Genomic DNA, 20,183 nt, shown 5'->3' on the forward strand with positions numbered 1-20,183 from the left:
ATTGAGGCCCGATCAACCGAACCTGTACTGAACTCCATATTCGCCTCCCGGGTAATCCCACGTTATGGAACCATAGATGCAGGCTATCATGCACGTGCCGCATTCCAGGCATCCGGCATATTCTACCACCATCTCTCCCGTCTCTTCGTTGAGGGAATAGAGATGCCCGGGACAGACCGCAATGCACATGCGCTCCTTGCAGCCCGCACAGATCGTCTGATTGAGAACGATATGGCTTTTGGTGTCATTCTTCATCGCGTTGAGGGCGATCTTTTCCTCGACCTTCATCGTCATAATTTCCTCGCAGCCAGGAGGTCCTTCAGGGTTTCCATATTGAGGACATATTTCTTTGCGACCCTTTTTGCCGTCCTGTAAAGACCTTCCTTGGGTTTGTCATTTATGGTGAATAGCTCATCGAAAAGCTCGCACAGAAACCTCGGGTAGACCGTGAAGAACCGCTGTCTGTCAAGAACCTCCCGGGAATTGCGGAAGGTCTCCATATCGGGCAGCACGAAGCTCTCCCGCAACCTCTTCTCATAGCGGGACAGGGAACTCTCCGAGACATCGTTTCCGTCCAGGGCCTCCACCGCTGTGTCTGCCGCCATGACACCCGAGGCGATGGCAAATTCCATGCCCCTCACCGTCAGGCCCAGGTTGAGGGCAAAACCGGCGGCATCCCCGGCGATGAGCATACCGCCGGTATACAGCTTCGGGGCCGCCCCGATCCCTGCCTCGGAGATGACATGCGCCGAATATTCCCTGAGTTCCCCTCCCCTGATCCAGCGCTGTACCTCCGGTCGCTGGATGAAACCCTCCATGAGTCCCGGCGCATCGAAGCCTCCGGTGCCGCATATGAGGGAACCGATCCCGACGACAAGGCCGAGGGAGAGGGTATCGCGATTCGTGTAGAGAAAACCCCCGCCGAACATTCCCTGCGTCACCGAGCCCATGAAAAGACCTGCCGCGCCCTCATCGGGGCCAAGCCCGAAACGTTCCTCGATCGTCCTTTCGTCGAGCTGATAGATCTCCTTTATCGCCACAGCCAGGTTCTCCGGCTTGTGGGCCTGCCTCAGACCCGCCTTCTGCGCGAGGAAAGACAACGCACCGTCGGCCGCTATCACTACGTGTGCACCGATCTCCTCGGTACCCGACCTGATACCCGCCACACGTCCGTCCTCCCAGAGAAGGTCGTCGACCTTCTTTTTCGGGATGATGAAGGCGCCCTTCGCCGACACCTGGTCCGCCAGCCAACTGTCGAATTTCGCCCTGAGCACCGTATGGCTCATGAAGGGTTCCTTCTTCCATCTTTCGTTCCCGTATTCAAACTGGAGGCCGCTGCCTTCGTCGAGGACGGTTATCATCTCCCTGACAACGTGGCGCTCAAAAGGCGCGGAGGCAATGATCCCGGGAAGGTATGTCCGGATGGGATCAACGTAGATGCGCCCACCCGTCACGTTCTTGCTTCCCGGCGCATCGCCGCGTTCGAGAAGTATCACCTGCTTGCCGGCATCGGCGAGGCGGTACGCGGCGCAAAGCCCGGCAAGCCCGCCTCCTACAACAATGGCGTCGATCTTATCCACGAAAGATCACCTATCCCCTTTCCTTGCGCTTTTTGATCTCTTCTGTCATTGCCGGGAGCACCTCGAAAAGGTCGCCGACGATGCCGTAATTGGCATAGTTGAAGATGATAGCGTTGGGATCACGGTTCACCGCAAGGACCACCTTCGATGTATCCATGCCCATAATGTGGTGTATGGCCCCGGAGATTCCGGCCCCGATGTAGAGTTTCGGCGACACCGTCTTGCCGCTCTTCCCTATCTGGTCCGTCTGATCGCGCCATTTGGCGTCTACAACCGAGCGTGTGGCCCCGACCGTCGCCCCTATTGCCGCCGCCAGATCCTCGACAAGCTTGAAGTTCTCGGCTGCCTTGAGGCCCCGTCCGCCAGCCACGATGAGGTCCGCTTCGGTAAGGTCCACGGTATCGCCTCTTGCCTCTTCGACACGCGCGAGATGCGTATGAATAGTCCCCGCAAGCGCTCCCATGGTCCGTTCCTCATATTCGCCGTTTATCCCCCGGGGCATGTCCATGGCAAAACTGTTGGGCCGCGCCGTCAAAACCACGGGCGATGCCAGGAAGGCAACTTCCGCGAAGACCTTCCCCCCGAACATGGGCCTTATGAATGTCATCGGTTCATCGAACCAGTTCGCCCCCGTCACGTCGGAAACCATGCCCGTTCCCAGCATGACCGCCACACGGGGGAGGAAATCCCGCCCCATGCCCGTTGCACCGGCAATGATCATCCGGGCACCCGTTTCCCTGGCATAACCCGCCAGCGCCCCGGCATAGCCTTCCGGGCTGTACGATGCAAGCTCGGGGTCGGTGAACCGGACGAGCTTGTGCGCGCAGGAAAGGAGCCTTTCCTTAAGCGCATCGGACACAGCGCCGAAACAGACGGCTTCCGGGCTGAACCGACCGCTTTCGGCCAGCCTGGCCGCCTCGCACAGAAGTTCCATGGATGCTTTTCTCGGCTCATCGCCCTTCGTTTCCACGAACACAAGGACCTTGTCCATCTTTGCCCCCTGTCTTATATGACCCTTTCGACGTCCATGAGGATCCTCACGGCCTCGGCCGCCGCCTCCCCTGGTTCGCCCTCAATGAGATGCACCGCCGGCCGTTTCTTTGGCGGCAGATAGCGCAATATCCTGGTCTTCGAACTCTCCGGGCCGGCCATGTCTCTCGTGAGCCCCAGATCTTCCACGGGTACCTTCGGTATCTGCACCTTCATGGCCTTCATGACGCCCGTTATCAATGGAACCCTCGGTTCGTTAAGGCCTTTCTGCGCCGTGAAGATGGCGGGGAGGGCCACCTCGATGACCTCTTTTGCACCCTCGAGGGATGATTCCGCCGTGGCCTTTCCGTCAGAGACGTCAAGTCTGACAACGACACCCACGTGGGGAAGGCCCAAAAACTGGGCGACCATCTGGGGAACCTCGCCGCGGTCGGCATCTATGGCCTGCCTGCCGCAAAGGACGACATCGAAGGTCTCCTTCTCCAGGGCGCGGCTGAGCGCAAGCGCCGTGTTGTAACCATCGCTGCCCGCAAAGGATTCATCTTCGATAAGCAGCGCCTCGTCGGCCCCCATCGCAATGGCCGTACGAAGCGCCTCTATCGCCTTTGGGCCCCCAAGGGATATGACCTTCACCGTGCCCCCGTGTTTTTCCCTCATCCTCAAAGCTTCCTCGAGGGCAAACTCATCGAAAAAATTGGTGGCAAACTTGGGCTCAATGTTAAGGTCCTTTCCGCTTGCGGCAATCTCCACCAGGGCCTCAGGGTCCGGTACCTGTTTGACGAGAACTAAAATATTCATTTCATCTTACCTCGCACTCTTTTTTCGCGGAGGAACGATCCATCACTTGCCGATAAGCATCCTTCCCATGAAATCCTTGAGGATCTCGTGCGTACCGCCTCCGTAGAGGAGGAAACGCGCATCCCTGAAATGGCGCTGAGGATTGTACTCGTTCGCAAATGCATTGGCGCCCCATATCCTTGTCACTTCGTCGACCACCTTGCAGCACGTCTCGGTGGCGAACATCTTGGCCATTGCCGCCTCGATGCGGCTCGGAAGTTTTTCCTTCATCTTCCACGCAGCGGAATAGATGAGAAGCCTGCTTGCCTCCATCTCCGTCGCCATGTCTGCAAACTTTGCCCTGATGAGCTGGTAGTTCCCGATGGGTTTTCCGAAGGCTATCCTTTTTCTGGCGTACTCCAGGCCCTCGTCATAGGCGGCCTGGGCGATACCCATCGCCATCGCGCCCGTCATGACCCTCACCTCGTCGAGGATCTCGCCGAGATATTCGATACCCTTGTTCAGTTCCGCTCCAAGGAGGTTCTCTTCCGGTACCCTGACATTGTCGAAGACAAGCTCTCCCGTAACGGTACCGCGGCACCCGAGCTTGTCAAGGACCTGACCGGGGGAAAATCCCGGTGTGCCTTTCTCGACGAGGAAAAAGTTGAGTCCCTTTGCGCCCAGGGAAAGGTCGGTCGTTGCGAGCACTGTCGCCATGTCGGCAACGGGACCGTTCGTGATCCACATCTTCGTGCCGTTTATGACCCACTCGCTCCCGTCCTTTACCGCCGTCGTCCTCGTTGCCGAAAGGTCCGATCCCGACTGGTCCTCGGTAAAACACATCGTGGCAACCTTTTCTCCCCTCATTGCAGGATAGAGACAGCGTTCTTTGATCGCTTCGGAGCCGAAACGGTATACAAAATAGGTGCCCATGAGGATATTCATAATGACGCTCTGGGCAAAACCTACGGAACCGCGGGCGATCTGCTCGTAAAAGATCATCGCTGTCACGGGGTCTGCGTTCATCCCGCCTATCTCCTCGGGATAGCGCAGGCCGAGATAGCCAAGTTTGGTGAAGTCCTTCCACAGCTCCCAGGGAAATTCGTCCTTCTCGTCGATCTCACGGGCCTTGGGAACCACCATGCGATCGACGGTGTCGGTTATGATCTTCTTGAAGAACTGCTGCTCCTCCGTAAAGGCAAAATCCATAAAACCCTCCTTCAGTTGATCTCGAAATCACATTTTTTTATAGTATCCTTGGCGATGATGGTCTTCAGTATCTCCGAGGTGCCTCCCCCGAAGAGCAGAAAGCGGCCGTCCCTGAAATATCTCTGGGCCGGGTATTCTTCCGCCAGACCATAGGCTCCGTGTATCCTCGACACCTCGTCGACGACGAAGCAGGCGGTCTCCGTGGAATAGAATTTTGCCATGGCGGCCTCCTTCCCTGTCAGACTGCCGCGGTCTTTGAGCCATGCGGCGTGATAGGTGAGAAATTCAGCCGCCCTGATCCTCACTTCCATCTCCGCGATCTTTTCCTCGATGAGCTGAAAGGCGCCTATGGGCTTTCCAAAGGCCTCACGCTGCCGGGCGTATTTGAGCCCCGCCACAAAGGCGCTCTTCGCAAGACCCAGCCCGAGACCGGCTATCATAATCCTTATCTCGCTGAGTATATCCCCCAGGTACTTCACGCCCTTGCCTTCCTCGCCCATGAGGTTTTCCGCCGGCACCTGGCATTCATCGAATATGAGTTCCATCGTGGCGGCTCCCCGGGCAGACATCTTTTCGATCTTCTGTCCCACGGAGAAACCAGGCGTCCCTTTTTCCACGAGGAAAAAACCGATCCCGCCGAGCCTTTTCCCGGGAGCGGTGGTAGCGGCGACAGTGACGAAATCGGCAACGTCGCCGTCCGTGATCCAGAGCTTTCGGCCCGTCAGGACATATCCCCTGTCATTCTTCACGGCACGCGTCTTTATTCCTCCAAGATCGGAGCCGCAATCAGGCTCGGTAAAAGCGATCGTCCCGATCTTCCCGCCCCTGATAGCAGGAATGAGACAGCGTTCCTTCTGCGCATCGGTGCCGAACCTGTAGATGAAATCGGTCCCCATGAGGCACTGCATCGTGGCAATCGCCGCGAAACCGATCGATGCGCGCGCAAGCTCCTCGGAAAGAATAGTGAACATGATGCAGTCGGCTCCCATACCGCCCATCTCCGATGGATACCGGACCCCGTAATAACCGAGCGAACCCAATTCGTTGAACAGGTCCCTGGGGAAAACATCGTTCTTATCGATGGAATCGGCGAAGGGAAGCACGATACGCTGCAGCGCCCGCGACACCTGTTCCTTAAAGAATTTCTGTTCCTTCGTCAGTGAAAAATCCATTTCGGCTCCAGTTCGTCGAGTATTTTCTGAACGGCGCTGTACGGATCGGTCCTGCCGGAGCGGACCTCCCGGGATATTTTTTTATAGGTCCGACCGGAGGTTAACCTCGCCGATATCCTCCGCCACACCTCTTCCTTGAGAAGGGCCATCATGAAGGCCTCCATGTTGTCCGCCTTCCGCTGTGCCCCCCGGTCCTTTTGAGCAAGAGAGCGCCGGTGTCCATCGACGGCCTCGACGAGGCTATCGATGCCGGAGCCGCTGTTAGCATCGGTGAGGACAACGGGAACATCCCATTCGCCTGGTTTCGTCCTGCGGTTCGCGGCGATATTGATCTCGCACGCCGCTTCCTGTGCTCCCGGTTTGTCCGACTTGTTTACAACGATTATATCCCCTATCTCCATGAGTCCGGCCTTAAAGAGCTGGATCTCATCGCCGTATTCGGCCGTGAAGATGGTGATGACGGTATCGCAAAGAAAGAAAAGGTCCTTGTCCGACTGACCCGCGCCGATGCTTTCCACGATGATGGGGTCCTTGCCGAGACCTTCCATGATATAGGCCGCCGCGGCAGCCGCCCTGGCGATGCCTCCCGGATACGAGCGATGGGCCATGGACCGGATGAAGATATTGCGCTCTTCGGCCCCTTTCATCCGCAGCCGGTCGCCGAGAAAGGCACCCTTTCCATTGATACTGGTGGGATCTGTGGCTATGACCCCGACGTTCTCTCCCCGAACGGAAAACTCAAGGGCCAGGCGCCCGATGAGGGTGCTCTTGCCTGCACCCGCGGGACCTGTCACGCCGATGATATGGGCCTTGCCTGTATGGGGAAAAAGGAGCGAAAGCTCCTGGTAAGCCTCACGGTCCCCGTTCTCTACCCCGGTGATCAGTCGGGCCGCGCTCTTTTCATTGCCCTTCAGGATGTCGTCGACAAGACCCATTCTGTCCTCGTTAGGGAGGAAGGCTATATGACTCCCCTTTCCTTCATGCCGGCCATATTCTGCTGAGAGTATCCGATCTTTCCGTATATCTCGGCATTGTGTTCGCCGAATCTGGGCGGAAAGGTCATCTGGCGGTTCGATTCCTTGAGGAAGGATGTCATGAAAGGCGGCGGGGCCATCCAGATCTGGGTGCCCGTCACAGGGTCCCGGGAGGTCAGCATGGCGCCCTTCACATACTCGTCCTCGATCACTTCCTCTATGGTGTTCACTTTGGAGATAGCTATTGTCGCTTTGTTGCACATTTCTATCATCTCCGCGGTGGTCTTCGTTCTTGTGCACGCGTTGATCGTGTCATTGAGGTTCTTAACGTCACCGATGCGGCCCTTGTTCTTTTCGTATTCCGGCCGGGAAAGCTTTTCAAAACCGGGAAGCTGGGTCATGGATGCAAACTGCCGATCATTCCCGACGGCTATATAGACGTAACCGTCCTTCGTTTCATACACAGACACGGGGGCAAAGAACTCGTGGGTATTCCCTCTTCGGGAGATCTTGTTGCCGAAAGACTTCGTGAGAGTAATGGGGACGGTGAGCCACGATGTCGTCGACATCAGCATGGAGACATCAATGCGCCCTCCCTCTCCCGTCATCGCACGTTTCACGAGGGCTTTCATCACCAGGCCGTAGGCATGTTCGCTGGTACCCATGTCGGGCAGGGGAATACCGACCACCTGGGGGTCTTCGCCGGCATTGCCCGTGAGTTCCATGAGACCGCCGCGCGCCTGAAGGATCGGGTCATATGCCGCCTCGTTGCTGTCGGGACCAAACCCCGTTAATCCCACCCACACGATATCCGGTTTTATTGATCTCAAGGTCTCGTAGCCGATACCAAGCTTATCGTAGTTTCTCGGAAGCTGGTTCGTCGCAAAGATGTCGACCTTCAGGTTTACAATGAGGTCTTTGAGAATGTCTTTTCCCTCAGGGGAACCCAGGTCGAGGGTGACACATTTCTTGCCCGCGTTGATTGCCATGAAATATGTGTTCATCCTTTCCTCGCCCAGCCTGTTCTCACCGATCATACGGTTGGGATCGCCATATACCGGGTGCTCGAGGCGTATCACCTTGATGCCGTCCATGGCCAGGCGATAACTGAGATAAGGAAGGACGGTTGCCTGTTCCAACGACAGCATTGTCATTTCTTTGAATACATCCATTGAGCCCTCCTCAACATAATTTGTTGATGCTGATGAAACCACCGGCTTAACTGGTTAATGAAATGCGAATCGTTTTTTCCTTGACATGGAATCTATTGTATACAGTATACTCTTGTTGGTCAATATAGTAAATGCGAAATTTACTTGTCAAGTTATATTTTTTGGATTGTCATTTTCAGAAATTTGTATACAATGATTGAAAAGGGCCTGTCGGGGAGCACGTTCGCCGTTACCAGAATTCAAGGGTCTTTACAAAAATTAGTATACGAGTTGTTTTGCTGCTTTTTTAAATGGAACAACTGGCTTTGAGGCATTTTGGGAAAGCGAGGGTGTCAGGGGAAAAGTGGTACCCTTAAGGTCAACAACTCAAGTCCGATACAGGGACCATCAGACCTTGAACGCCCGCCATTCTGGTTTTTACTTCCTGTACCCAGATTATTTCCAGGTGATTTGTGTAGATTTTCTACCGACCCTTTCGGGGGTCAACAACACAAAAGGGGGTTATTTATGAAGGGCAAGAAATCTCTATTGATCCTCGGTTTATGCGTCTTCCTTCTTGGTACGTTCGTGGTGTATACGGGCAATGTGCAGAGCCAGACCAAGATAACGCTGACGTACGCAAACTTCCCGCCGGCAACAACATTCCCCTGTGTACAGATGGAAAGATGGGCTCGTGAAATGGAGACAAAAACGGCGGGCCGGGTCAAGGTCCAGACCTTCCCGGGCGGAACACTGCTGCCGGCAAAGAACATCTTCGATGGTGTAGTCACCGGTACGGCGGACATCGGCAATTTCGCCATGAGCTACCAGCCGGGCCGTTTTCCGCTTTCGGAAGCCATCGACCTTCCCATGGGATTCACCAGTTCCCGGGCGGCAAGCCTCGCGCTGCTCGACCTTATCGAAAAATATAAGCCTAAAGAATTCGAAAAGGTCAAGGTGCTCACCGTCTTCACCTGTCCTCCCGCGGATATCATGTCAAAGACACCCATCAAGACCCTTGCGGACCTCAAGGGGATGGAACTGAGAGCATCCGGAACGGGCGCGGCAATCCTCAAACGGCTCGGCGCAACCCCGGTGGGCATGCCCCAATCCGAAGCGCCGGAGGCCATCCAGAAAGGTGTTGTGAAGGGAAATGTCTCATCCATGGAGATTCTGAAGGACTTCAATTTTGCCGCTTACCTCCCCTACGCCACTGAAGCAAACCTGTTCGTCGTCACCTTCGCCGTCGTCATGAACAAGGACAAGTTCAACTCCCTCCCGGCGGACATCAAGAAGATCTTCGAAGAATCAGCACGGGAACAGGCTCTCTGGACGGGGACATACGTGGACAACCACGTGAAGGAATCCCTCAAGTGGTCAAAGGAAAAGTATAAACATCAGCTCTTTAAATTCTCGCCGAAGGACCAGGCGGAAATACAGAGGCTTACAAAACCCATGATCGAGGAGTACATCAAGAAAGTGACGGCCATGGGGCTGCCCGGCGAACAGATCGTCAAAGATGTATCCCAGTTGAGAAATAAATACGAATCACAATACAAGAAATAACGGTCGGAAGTCTTCTCAAAGGGCGCCGCTGCTTCGGGCGCCCTTTGAGAAGTGACGTTGTGCACCCGATATGCTCTTTCCGGAGGCCGTCAATGGACTATCTTGCTAAATTCAATGCCAATTTGAACAAAGTGCTCCTCTTTTTCAGCGGTATCGCCGTTCTGGCACTCACAGGAATCGCCGCCGGAAATATGCTCCTCAGGATCGTCTACGCCCCCATTCAGGGTTCTTACGAGCTCGTTGGTTTTTTCGGGGCCGTGGCGACCGGCTTCGCCCTTGGCTACACTCAGATCAGGAAGGATCATATAATCGTCACGATGTTCACGGACAAGTTTCCGAAGAAACTGCAAAAGGCCCTTGACGGGCTCAACTACCTGGTCAATACCATATTCTTCGCCACCATAGGCTGGCAGACACTCAAATGGGGAATGAAGATAGCCGCAGGGGGTGAGGTATCGGAAACATTGAAGCTAATATACCACCCCTTTGTATACTGTCTGGCCATCGGGTTCGCCGCACTCTCCCTTTCACTCCTCGTTGACTTTATCAGACTCATGAAAAGGGAGGTGAACCCATGATAACACCTCTCACGGGGCTTGTCGGCACACTGTTGATGCTCTTCGTCATGCTTTTCCTCAGGATTCCCGTCGGGTTCGCCATGGCCCTCATGGGTTTTCTGGGAATGGCCTATGTGGTCAACTGGAATGCCGCCCTGGGCCTGATCGGCACAGATCTCTGGAACACCTTCTCTTCATACGGTCTTACCGTGATCCCCATGTTCATTTTTATGGGCCAGATCTGTTTCTATTCGGAGGTGAACCAGCGGCTCTACAATGCAGCCTACAAGTGGTTTGGAAGAGTAAGAGGCGGCCTGGGCATCACAACCGTTATGGCATGCGCGGGTTTCGCCGCGATATGCGGTTCCAATACGGCAACCGCCGCCACGATGACCGCCGTTGCCCTGCCGGAAATGAAGAAATACAATTACAACCCCATATTGTCCTCCGGTTCCATTGCCGCCGGTTCCACGCTGGGTGTCGTCATACCCCCCAGCGTCGTCCTTGTGGTATATGGCATCTATACCGGTGAATCGATTGGCAAGCTCTTTTTCGGCAGTTTCGTTCCCGGTCTCATTCTTGCCCTGATGATGGCGGGTACTGTTTATGCAATGTGCGCCGTTCATCCCGGTTGGGGACCGAAGGGGCCGAAGTTCAGTTTTCTCGAACAGGTCAAGGCCCTCCCCGACGCTATCGACATGGTGCTCATGTTCGGTATCATCATGTTCAGTCTCTACGCAGGGTTTTTCACCCCTTCCGAGGCGGGTGCGGCGGGGTCCGTGGTGGCGATCATCATCAGCCTCATCCGTAGAAAACTCACGTGGAAGGGTTTCATCGGCGCCGTTATCGACACGGTCCGCATATCCTGCATGATCTTTCTGCTGGTGGCCGGCGCCGTTATCTTCGGTCGATTCCTGGCGGTCACCAGACTCCCCTACGAGGCCGCGGCATGGGTTTCAGGCCTTCCTGTTTCAAGCTGGATGATACTCTGGTCAATGCTTTTGATATACATCATAGGCGGCTGTGTCATGGACGCCCTCGCCTTCCTTCTCATCACCGTTCCGATCTTCTACCCCGTGGCACAGCGATTGGGGTACGATCCCATCTGGTTCGGCGTCATCATAACCATCGTCACGACCATGGGCGCCATAACTCCCCCTGTCGGCATAAACGCCTACGTGGTCTCCGGCATGTCAAAAGACATCGAGTTGTCGACTGTGTTTCGCGGTGTCGTATGGTTCCTGCCGTCTTTCGTCATAACCCTGATCCTTATCGAGATCTTCCCCGAGCTCGTTACATACTTCTCGGGACTAATCAAATACTGATCAGCCGGTGCGGCGTGAAGAAAAAAAGAGCGGGCAGTCCGAAGACTGCCCGCTCTTTCACGTCTCTTATGCTGCCGTCGAAACCTTAATCGTCTATTCCCGCAAGCCGTTTAGCGGCTTTCTTCTTGTCATTGATGTTCGTTTCACGGAAGATCGTGACCCTGTGCGCCTCGGGAGAGCCGCCACCGTGGATGTCCGAGATCGTGTCGGCGCTTTCGAGGGCCAGCTTTTCCGCCAGGCGGTACATCTTGACCCGGTTCTCCACGGGAACGCTGTCGACGCCCTTGAGATATTTTCTCAGGAGGTCGCCGACTTCTCCGTTGGCAAAATCCCTGTCCGAAGGCAGGTCGGCCACAAATCCACCGCAGGCATCTATCATAAGCCTTGTCGCCTCGGACATCTCCTTGCCTTCGTGTATCTTGGAGGCATTGGCAAGCACCGTATCGATGAAGTACGTGCCCGAAGGCTGTTTCTTCCCCTCATAGGAAGATGCCAGACAGCATCCATACAGCGTCTCCGCCCTGTGGATCATGTCGATGACCTTCTGCTTCAGGTGGCCCACCTTTGTCGTGCCATTATAATCCATCAGGGTAAGCGCCGTGCCGACCATGCAGTCGATCTTGCCGGACTTGCAGCCGCCGTGGCTCTGGCGGTGAAGGGATGAGAACTTTACAACCATGTCGGAGGCAAATTCCGTTTCCCCGCACATAAACACCCTTTCCCAGGGGACGAAGACGTCGTCAAAAATGAGGGTGGGACAGTACTTTGAATAACAGACGTTCCCGATATCGCAGCCGTCGAGTTCACGCATGTCGAGCGTGGAACGGCCAACCACATGGATCAAACCCTTCGTGTCCGCGGGAACGGCAAAGGAGAGTGCATAGTCCTTGTCGTCCTTCCCCATTGCACGGGAAGGAAGAACGATGATCTCGTGGGATGACAGGGAGCCCGTCTGGTGAGCCTTGGCGCCGCGGACCACTATGCCGTCAGCCTTCTTCTCGACAACCCGAATGAACATATCCTTGTCAGGCTGTTCATGGGGCGCCAGGGAACGATCTCCCTTGACGTCGGTGACACCCGCGTTGCCGGTAAGGTCATTCTTCTGCATATGCTTCAAGAATTCCTGGTAACGAGCATAGTACTCTGTCTTGTATTTCTCGTCGATGTCGTAGGTAACTATGGCAAGGGCCGTCAGACAGTCGAGCCCCGTGCACCTCTGATGACAGGTCCCCACGTGGTTTGCCACCCTGCGGTTCACCTTCACGCGGGCAACGAGATCCTCAATTGTCGATGGCGGAAGGGTGAAGCGGCTCACCGGTTCATTGATGAGCGGGCTTGTCGTGATCATAAGCCCGGGGTCGATCTCGGCCATCTCGTATGTTGCGCCCGTCGCTTCTATCCCTGCCCGAAGACGGGGATTATCCACTATGTTCGTGATGCGTTCACCGAACATGTACGCTGTCGGTTTGAGGGACCTCAATGATTCGATATATTCGTCTTTTGTTTTGATACCCATTAGTAATTGCCTCCTCTAAATGGAATTCGGTATCCGACGTGTTCCTAGAATTGGGAACGTTCCTGCTCGGCAAGCATCTTCCGCACGCTTGACAATACCTGAACCTTCACGTTCGTGACGTGGTTCTTCAGCACCGTCTGCGCACGATCCATACTTCTTAATGAGACGGCGTCGTAGATCTCCTGATGTTCCTGGTCCGTCGCGACCAGCGATGACCTGGGCAGGTCGCTGTACTTGAGAAACAGGATATCGAAGAGATTTCGAAGTATCCGTATCTGGGTCTCTTTCTTGGAAAGCGAGGCCAGGGTAAGATGGAACTCCCTGTTCTTGAAAAGCCTCTCCTTAAGGTAAAAATCGCGTTCTGCGGAAAGATGTGCCTCAAGTGCGGCTTTGAGCTCTGAAAGCCCTTTCTTGTCGATGTTCTGGACAGTATCTGCGACCAGCGATGGCTCAATGAGCTCCCTCATCTCATAGATCTCCTCGATCTCCTTGAGACTGAAAGGCGACATGTAAAATCCCCTGTTCGTCTCATGGCAGACGAACCCGAGAAGCTCAAGCCTTCTGAGTGCCTGAATAATGGGCGTGGGGCTGAGGTCGAGCTTTTCCGCAAGGTCCCTGTAGGCGATCTTCTGTCCGGGCACGAGCTCCTTGGAGTAGATCATCCGCCGAATACCCTGGTACGCTATCTGACTGCTGTCTTCCGGTTGCTTGGTTGGTTTTTTTGTCTTTGTCTGTGCCATGAGTAACTTTACATAAATAAAATCACAAATGCAATTATATTTTTTAAAAAAATGTAACGGGTCATGGGATTGAAGTCTGTGCACTATAACTCATTACCCATTGCCTATGACCGATTACCCCTCTTCTTCATTCACTTTATAATCACATTATTAATCAACAGCATTGACATCAAATGACATTACATTTATACTTGATGGTTGTAATTCCGGCTTACGCCGGGTTGCACATGAAGCCAAATCAACAAAAAGGGATCCCGATATGAGACTTCACGAATATGAAGCACTGGACATTTTTGAACAGAACCACATACCTGTTCCCCGGCGCGAGCTTGTCGGCGACATGCACGATGCCCTCCATGTTGCCAGCGAAATAGGATATCCCGTCATCATCAAGGCACAGGTCCTTGTCGGCGGTCGGGGACTTGCCGGCGGCATCAGGACGGCATCGAACCCGGACGAGCTGAAAGAGGCGGCGGATGAGCTTTTCACCTCCGAGATCAAAGGGATGCCGGTCCGAAAAGTACTGGTGTGCCAGAAGGTGGACATCGTCAAGGAATTCTATCTCGGTATGACCGTGGACGGTTATTCAGGCAAACCTGTCATCGTCGTCAGCACCGAGGGCGGTGTGCTCATTGAGGAAACCGCGAAGACGTCGCCGGAGCGGATCGCCGCCATCCATATCGAGCCTTCTTTCGGTTATTACCCCTACCAGTCCCGCAGCCTGCTGAGAATGCTCGGTCTCGATCACAAGCTCATAACCCCCTGGAGCGAGATAATCGGCCAGCTCTATCATATTGCTACGCGATACGAGGCCCTCATCGCCGAGATCAACCCCCTCGTTGTCCTGTCCAACGGCGCGTTAATGGCTGTCGATGCCGTGCTTGAAGTGGACGACTCCGCCCTTTCGCGGATACGCTTTCCCCTTCCTGACCGCGTCGACCGCATAGAGAATCCCCTGGAAAGAAGAGGAAGGGAGATCGGCGTCACCTACGTGGACCTCGATGGCGACATAGGCCTCATTTCCTCCGGTGCGGGGCTGGGTATGGCCTCCATGGACATCATCGGCCAGAGGATGAAACCGGCCAACTTCCTTGAAACCGGCGGAGGTATTACCGCAGACCTATTGTACAGGTGCATGGAACTCATCATGATGAAACCTGACCTGAGGGGCATATTCATCAATGTTTACGGCGGCATCAACCCCATTCACGAAGGTGCGAAGGGGGTCATCAGATACATGAACGAGCACAACGTGAAGATTCCCGTTGTTGCCAAGGCACTGGGCAACCGGCAGGAAGAGACATGGGAAATATTCAGGTCAGGCGGGGTCCATGTCGTAACAGAAGCCGCCACGGAGAAGGCCGTCGATGTTCTCTACAAGCTCGTCGGACCGGGCAAGAAGACTTCCGCAGGCCGCCCGAAGGCCCCGGCAAAGACCAGGTGATCCCATTCAGCCTATGAATATGAACCGATCATCGATAATTGAACTATATGAGGTTTTCCTATGAGCATACTCATGAATGATTCCACACGTGTTATAGTACAGGGCATCACCGGCCGCATCGGAAGTGCCCAGACCCACTGGATGCTGGAATACGGCACGAGGGTTGTGGGCGGCGTCACTCCGGGAAAGGGGGGAACCAACGTCGAAGGCGTTCCCGTTTTCAACAGCGTCCTGGAGGCCGTAAAGGAAACGGGGGCCAACGCATCGGTCTTCTTTGTTCCCGCCGCCTTTGTGCTCGATGCATTTCTGGAGACCATCGATGCCGGGGTAAAGCTCATTGTGATCGTCCCCGAACATATACCCGTCAAGGATGTCCTGAGAATGCGCAGCTACGCCATTGAAAGGGGCGTCTTCGCCCTGGGACCCACAACGCCCGGCATCCTTGTCCCCGGTATGGGCAAGATGGGCATCATGCCCGCATCGCTCTTCGCACCGGGCCGGGTGGGAATCATCTCACGAAGCGGAACGCTTTCCTACGAGTTTGCGGGGATACTCTCCGAAAGCAACGTGGGACAGAGCACCGTCGTGGGCATGGGGGCGGACCCCGTAGTTCTCAGGAATCTTGCCGATATCCTGGAGCTTTTTGAAAGAGACAAAGATACTGATGCGGTCATCGTTGTGGGAGAGGTCGGGGGAGAGCAAGAAGAAAAAGCCGCCGGCTTCATTGCCAGGCAGATGAAGAAACCCGTTGCCGCCTACATAGCGGGCCGCTATTCGCCGCAGGGCAAGAAGATGGGCCACGCCGGCGCCATAGTGCGCGGCAGCACCGGAACCGTCCCAGGTAAACACGAGGCGCTCCGCGCCGCCGGAGTTGAGATCCTTGAGACTCCCATCGACGTCGCACAATGGGCGAGAAAACATAAATTGAAGTAGATGATAGGCACGGTGCGACAGGATAGAGAGGGCAAGAATTCCTGCATGAGTCAGCCTTTTCCCGGACGGTCCAAGGGTTTTCCGTCATTCCGGCCTTCCCCGGAATGACGACCCCTGGGGTATTCGGCAGGAGGTTGACTTTTACAATTCCTGTTTCTTCCTGTGGCCCATTGTCCATTACCCGCCTCTTTGTATCTCGCTTTACATAAGAATCTGTTCCCAACGTTGTAAAATAGTGCTAACCTTTGCAAATCACTACAATCAGGAGATCGCATGGTAATAAGCCGCAGGAAACGGTTCATCTTGATAGCTTCGGTTCTGGTCCTTCTCGCTGCCCTTTCACGGCTCGTGGGCCTTTATGTGGATTGGCTTTTCTTCGTGGAAACGGGGTATCAATTTGTATTCTCGCGGGTCATCTCCGTTGAGCTCCTTTCGGGTCTGGCTTTCGGCGCATTCGCATTCCTCTTTATTTTCGCCAATACAAGACTCATCAACAGGATAGGGTTCCCGGAAGCGAGCATCACCCTCAACGGTTATACAACGGTGTCGCTAAGCATGGACAGACTGGCAAGCCTTTCGCGGCTTCTGGGTCTTCTGGTCTGCATTTTTGTCGGCATCCTCGGGGCATTGTGGGGGGCCGGCCTTTGGGACCAGATCCTTTTCTTCCTGAACGGCGTCGCAACGGGGGTTTCCGACCCGATCTTCGGAAGGGATGTGGGGTTTTATTTCTTTAAGCTGCCCTTGTATCAATCACTGAGTTCGTACCTGGGTTTTCTCCTTTTCATGTCGCTGGTCATCAGTATTGTGTCCTACACCATCAGGCGCGGTTTTCACGTGAGCCGCTTCCAGTTCTTCATAGCAAAGGAGATACGCATCCACCTCGGTATTCTCGGCGCGCTGGTGCTTTTCAAGACAGCCTTCGGCTTTTACCTGGACAGGTTCGACCTGCTCTATGCATCCCACCAGATCATCGCCGGAGCCGGCTACACCGACGTTTATGCAAAGCTTTTTGTCTTGAACATGCTGATGTACCTCTCCGTTATCGCCGGGGCGGCCTTTGTCATCGCTTTTGCGAAGAGCAGATTCACGGCCGCCTTCTATCCCGTCGGGGCTGTCATCGCCGTTTACATTATCGGCATGGTCGTTTATCCGGGCTTGCTGCAAAACTTCAAGGTAACACCCAACGAACTCGACCTGGAAAAACCTTTTATACAGCACCACATCGCATTTACCCGGTACGGGTACGGCCTTGAAAAAATCGACCTGAAGCCTTTCAATGTTTCGTACAACCTCTCTGCAAAAGATATTCAGAAGAACGATACCACGATCAGGAACATCAGGCTCTGGGATGAAGGCCCGCTCCTCAAGACATTGAGCCAACTCCAGCAGATACGGACATACTACAAGTTCACGAGCATCGATAACGACAGGTACGGGATCGATGGAAAGTACCTGCAGGTGATGCTGTCCGCCAGGGAGCTCTCCTATGACGACCTGCCGAGCAAGTCATGGATCAACGAAAAGCTGGTCTTTACCCATGGCAACGGTGTTTCGTTGGCCCATGTGGCCAGGATCACCCCGGAGGGCCTGCCCGAGTTCGTAATGAAGGACATACCACCCGCTTCCACCACGAAAGACATAAAGGTGACCACCCCCGAGATCTATTTCGGTGAGCTTACCGGCAGCTATGCCATCGCAAATACACGAATCCCCGAGTTCAGCTATCCCACCGCCGAGGGCAATGTCTACAGTTCCTACAAAGGGTCCGGCGGTGTGGCCTTCGATTCGATCTTCAAAAGGCTGGTCTTTGCATCCCATTTTAAAGATGCCAAGATACTTCTCTCGTCAGACATCAAGCCCGACAGCCGCATCCTGTATTTCCGCAACATAACGGAAAGGGTTCGCAAGGCAACGCCCTTCCTCTCCCTGGACCAGGACCCCTACATGGTCATATCCGACTCGGGAAAGCTTTACTGGATGATCGACGCATACACGGTTTCAACACGCCTGCCCTATTCCAGGCAACTGCGCAACAGGGTAAACTACATGAGAAACTCCGTCAAGGTGACCGTCGACGCATACAACGGCGCGATCAAGTACTACCTGAGCGATCCCGACGACCCCATCGCAAAGGTATACAACGCCATATTCCCCGGTCTCTTTCAGAATCTCAACGCAATGCCGGAAGACTTGAGGAGACACATACGTTATCCAAGGGACCTTTTCAAGACCCAGGCATCCCTCTATGCCACCTATCATATGGACGATCCGAAGACGTTCTACAACAAAGAGGACCTCTGGGAGATCCCTTCTTATGGCGACAAATCGATGGAACCCTACTACCTGATCATGAAGCTCCCCGGCGAAAAAGCCGAGGAGTATGTGCTTCTCGCCCCTTACACACCGGCCAAACGGGACAATCTCGCGGCATGGTTCGCCGCCCGGTGTGATGCCCCCAACTATGGGAAACTGATCGTCTACACCTTCCCCAGAGACCGCCTTATCTACGGCCCGAGGCAGATCGACGCACGCATCGACCAGGATTCCTACATATCCCAGCAACTCACGCTCTGGGGACAGAGAGGGTCCCAGGTCATACGGGGCAGTCTCCTGATCATCCCCGTGGAGTCGGCCTTGCTCTATATCCAGCCGCTTTTCCTCTCTGCGGCGGACAAGGGCGGACTGCCGGAACTAAGTCGGGTCATCGTGGCCTACGAGAACAATGTCGTCATGGAGGAAAGTCTCGAGGCGGCCTTTCAAAAGATATTCGGCGGCAGGGGATTGGCTCCTTCCGCGGCGCAGGCAAAAGGCGCACCGTCGTCCTCCTCAAGTATCAATGATCTGGCCAAACAGGCCAGCAGCACATTCGAACGCATGATGCAGCTCCAACGCCAGGGAGACTGGGCCGGCTACGGAGACCAGTTGAAGAAACTGGAAAAGCTGCTCAAAAATATGACAAAATGAAAACAACGTCTCGGCACAGTTGCTGAGACCTGAAACTGTCTTTTCGGTCAGGAGGTTTGGATGCCGCGTGTTAAGCTTCAGGAGCAAAGGATGTACGAATTCACCATTCCGATGACTCTCCATCCCCGGGATATCAATTATGGAGGGCATCTGGGGAATGACTCTCTCGTTACCCTCGCAGGCACCGCCCGTGCGCAGATGTTCCATTCCATGGGGTTCAGCGAAGGCGATCTCGGCGACGGCAAGACGGGGATAATCATGGCCGATCTCGCCGTCAATTACAGGGCGGAGGCCTTCATCTTCGACGAGATACACATCGATACCCATATCGGGGAGATGCGTTCCGGGGGTTTCCGTATCTTCCATCGCGTAATGAAGGCGGACACCCTTATCGCCCTGACAGAAGCCGGTGTCGTTACCTTCGATTACACGACGCACCGCATCGCACACGTGCCGGAAGTCTTTACAAAAACGGTCGAGAAGATCCAGAACAAATCGATATAGAAGCCTCGCGCCTGCCCGCCTTAGTGACATCAGGGACGCGCCCCTGTTGTGCGCTGGAATGTTTTGTTTGCCTTCCGGCCGCATCTTCATGTAGCATATGGAAGACCGAAACAGTCGGCCAATAAGGAGGTTCCTCGATGTCGTACAGCTGTGAGCTTAGCGCCATAGAACCGCATTCGACGGTGACCATCAGGACCCGGGTGAACGTTGAGCATCTGCCTGATGTCTTCGCGTCATCCTTCGCATCTCTTGTGGAATACCTTGAAGAGCTCGGTGAGGATATAATCGGCCCCCCCTTCGCCATCTATTACAATGTGGAGATGGAAGACCTCGATGTCGAAATGGGACTGCCCGTCGGCAAGCCGCTCCCCGGAAGGGGAGACATCGCATCGAGGCAGATATCCATTGAAAAGGCCGCCTCAACCATCCACACCGGGCCATACGAAGAGATCGAGTCAGCCTATCTCGCGCTTGCGGAATGGATGAACAGTAATGGTCACAAACCCGAGAGAGGGAGCTACGAGTTCTATCTCAACGATCCGGGAACGACGGATCCTCAGGAACTTCAAACCGTGATCTTCATTCCGGTAAAACCCGATGCACAGGGCGAGGGACCAACAAATTAATTGACAAGCCCTTCAAGCTCCCGTACACTGATAAAACTATGATGAAAGTCGGCACGTCCTTTTACTATTATTATTACTATTATACGAAGGGGCACTCGTGTCGAACTTTCTCCTGACAGGGTAGGAAAGAAGGCCATGGGTGCAAAACCCATGGC

At 54.7% G+C, this 20,183-nt stretch carries 18 protein-coding genes; 8 read left to right on the forward strand and 10 right to left on the reverse strand.

Features of this window, described 5'->3' with window-relative positions; translation table 11 throughout:
- Positions 1-12: 12 nt before the first annotated feature.
- Genes PHC90_09030 through PHC90_09065 form a run of 8 tightly spaced genes read right to left on the reverse strand, consistent with a single transcriptional unit; the run spans position 13 to position 7,874 of the window.
- A complete protein-coding gene (locus PHC90_09030) occupies positions 13-294 on the reverse strand; it encodes a 4Fe-4S dicluster domain-containing protein (GenBank protein ID MDD3846491.1) in 282 nt (93 codons plus the stop codon).
- Positions 291-1,580 carry an FAD-dependent oxidoreductase gene (locus PHC90_09035; GenBank protein ID MDD3846492.1) on the reverse strand — a complete coding sequence of 430 codons (1,290 nt, stop codon included), beginning with the start codon at positions 1,578-1,580 and terminating at the stop codon, positions 291-293. Before PHC90_09035 ends, PHC90_09030 begins: the two co-directional genes overlap by 4 nt.
- Positions 1,581-1,590: 10 nt before the next feature.
- Positions 1,591-2,571: an electron transfer flavoprotein subunit alpha/FixB family protein gene (locus tag PHC90_09040; protein MDD3846493.1), complete on the reverse strand. Its 981-nt coding sequence runs from the start codon at positions 2,569-2,571 to the stop codon at positions 1,591-1,593.
- A gap of 14 nt (positions 2,572-2,585) precedes the next feature.
- A complete protein-coding gene (locus tag PHC90_09045; protein MDD3846494.1) occupies positions 2,586-3,368 on the reverse strand; it encodes an electron transfer flavoprotein subunit beta/FixA family protein in 783 nt (260 codons plus the stop codon).
- Positions 3,369-3,410: 42 nt separating this feature from the next.
- Positions 3,411-4,556, reverse strand: a complete 1,146-nt coding sequence (locus PHC90_09050) for an acyl-CoA dehydrogenase family protein (protein ID MDD3846495.1) — start codon at positions 4,554-4,556, stop codon at positions 3,411-3,413.
- Between the two features lie 11 nt (positions 4,557-4,567).
- Positions 4,568-5,728: an acyl-CoA dehydrogenase family protein gene (locus PHC90_09055; GenBank protein MDD3846496.1), complete on the reverse strand. Its 1,161-nt coding sequence runs from the start codon at positions 5,726-5,728 to the stop codon at positions 4,568-4,570.
- The gene (gene meaB, locus PHC90_09060) at positions 5,713-6,663 is read right to left on the reverse strand and encodes a methylmalonyl Co-A mutase-associated GTPase MeaB (GenBank protein MDD3846497.1); all 951 of its coding nucleotides are present in this window, start codon (positions 6,661-6,663) and stop codon (positions 5,713-5,715) included. Before meaB ends, PHC90_09055 begins: the two co-directional genes overlap by 16 nt.
- A gap of 23 nt (positions 6,664-6,686) precedes the next feature.
- The gene (locus PHC90_09065; protein ID MDD3846498.1) at positions 6,687-7,874 is read right to left on the reverse strand and encodes a CoA transferase; all 1,188 of its coding nucleotides are present in this window, start codon (positions 7,872-7,874) and stop codon (positions 6,687-6,689) included.
- A 507-nt stretch (positions 7,875-8,381) separates the two neighbouring features.
- Between PHC90_09065 and PHC90_09070 the strand changes: the two genes are divergently transcribed.
- The 3 genes from PHC90_09070 (at position 8,382) to PHC90_09080 (ending at position 11,301) form a co-directional block, all read left to right on the forward strand.
- Complete coding sequence (locus PHC90_09070) at positions 8,382-9,419, forward strand: TRAP transporter substrate-binding protein (GenBank protein MDD3846499.1); 1,038 nt, start codon at positions 8,382-8,384, stop codon at positions 9,417-9,419.
- 92 nt (positions 9,420-9,511) lie between these two features.
- Positions 9,512-9,997 (forward strand): TRAP transporter small permease, encoded by a 486-nt coding sequence (locus tag PHC90_09075; GenBank protein MDD3846500.1) that lies wholly within the window; start codon positions 9,512-9,514, stop codon positions 9,995-9,997.
- Entirely contained in the window at positions 9,994-11,301 is a 1,308-nt protein-coding gene (locus tag PHC90_09080) for a TRAP transporter large permease (protein MDD3846501.1), read from the forward strand. The genes PHC90_09075 and PHC90_09080 overlap by 4 nt, the downstream gene beginning before the upstream one ends.
- Positions 11,302-11,386: 85 nt before the next feature.
- On the opposite strand, the gene PHC90_09085 is transcribed toward PHC90_09080, so the two are convergent.
- Positions 11,387-12,817, reverse strand: a complete 1,431-nt coding sequence (locus tag PHC90_09085) for a 4-hydroxyphenylacetate 3-hydroxylase N-terminal domain-containing protein (GenBank protein ID MDD3846502.1) — start codon at positions 12,815-12,817, stop codon at positions 11,387-11,389.
- 44 nt (positions 12,818-12,861) lie between these two features.
- Positions 12,862-13,557: a GntR family transcriptional regulator gene (locus PHC90_09090; GenBank protein ID MDD3846503.1), complete on the reverse strand. Its 696-nt coding sequence runs from the start codon at positions 13,555-13,557 to the stop codon at positions 12,862-12,864.
- 259 nt (positions 13,558-13,816) lie between these two features.
- Here PHC90_09090 and PHC90_09095 point away from each other — a divergent pair, with 259 nt between their 5' ends.
- From PHC90_09095 to PHC90_09115, 5 genes are all read left to right on the forward strand, one after another.
- Complete coding sequence (locus PHC90_09095; GenBank protein ID MDD3846504.1) at positions 13,817-15,001, forward strand: acetate--CoA ligase family protein; 1,185 nt, start codon at positions 13,817-13,819, stop codon at positions 14,999-15,001.
- 60 nt (positions 15,002-15,061) lie between these two features.
- Positions 15,062-15,934 carry a succinate--CoA ligase subunit alpha gene (gene sucD / locus PHC90_09100; GenBank protein ID MDD3846505.1) on the forward strand — a complete coding sequence of 291 codons (873 nt, stop codon included), beginning with the start codon at positions 15,062-15,064 and terminating at the stop codon, positions 15,932-15,934.
- Between the two features lie 273 nt (positions 15,935-16,207).
- Positions 16,208-18,898 (forward strand): UPF0182 family protein, encoded by a 2,691-nt coding sequence (locus PHC90_09105; GenBank protein MDD3846506.1) that lies wholly within the window; start codon positions 16,208-16,210, stop codon positions 18,896-18,898.
- A 60-nt stretch (positions 18,899-18,958) separates the two neighbouring features.
- The gene (locus PHC90_09110) at positions 18,959-19,402 is read left to right on the forward strand and encodes a thioesterase family protein (GenBank protein ID MDD3846507.1); all 444 of its coding nucleotides are present in this window, start codon (positions 18,959-18,961) and stop codon (positions 19,400-19,402) included.
- 137 nt (positions 19,403-19,539) lie between these two features.
- Entirely contained in the window at positions 19,540-20,028 is a 489-nt protein-coding gene (locus PHC90_09115) for a GyrI-like domain-containing protein (protein ID MDD3846508.1), read from the forward strand.
- The last annotated feature ends 155 nt before the right edge of the window (positions 20,029-20,183 follow it).

The organism is Syntrophorhabdaceae bacterium, assembly GCA_028698615.1.
GTDB lineage: Bacteria > Desulfobacterota > Syntrophorhabdia > Syntrophorhabdales > Syntrophorhabdaceae > Delta-02.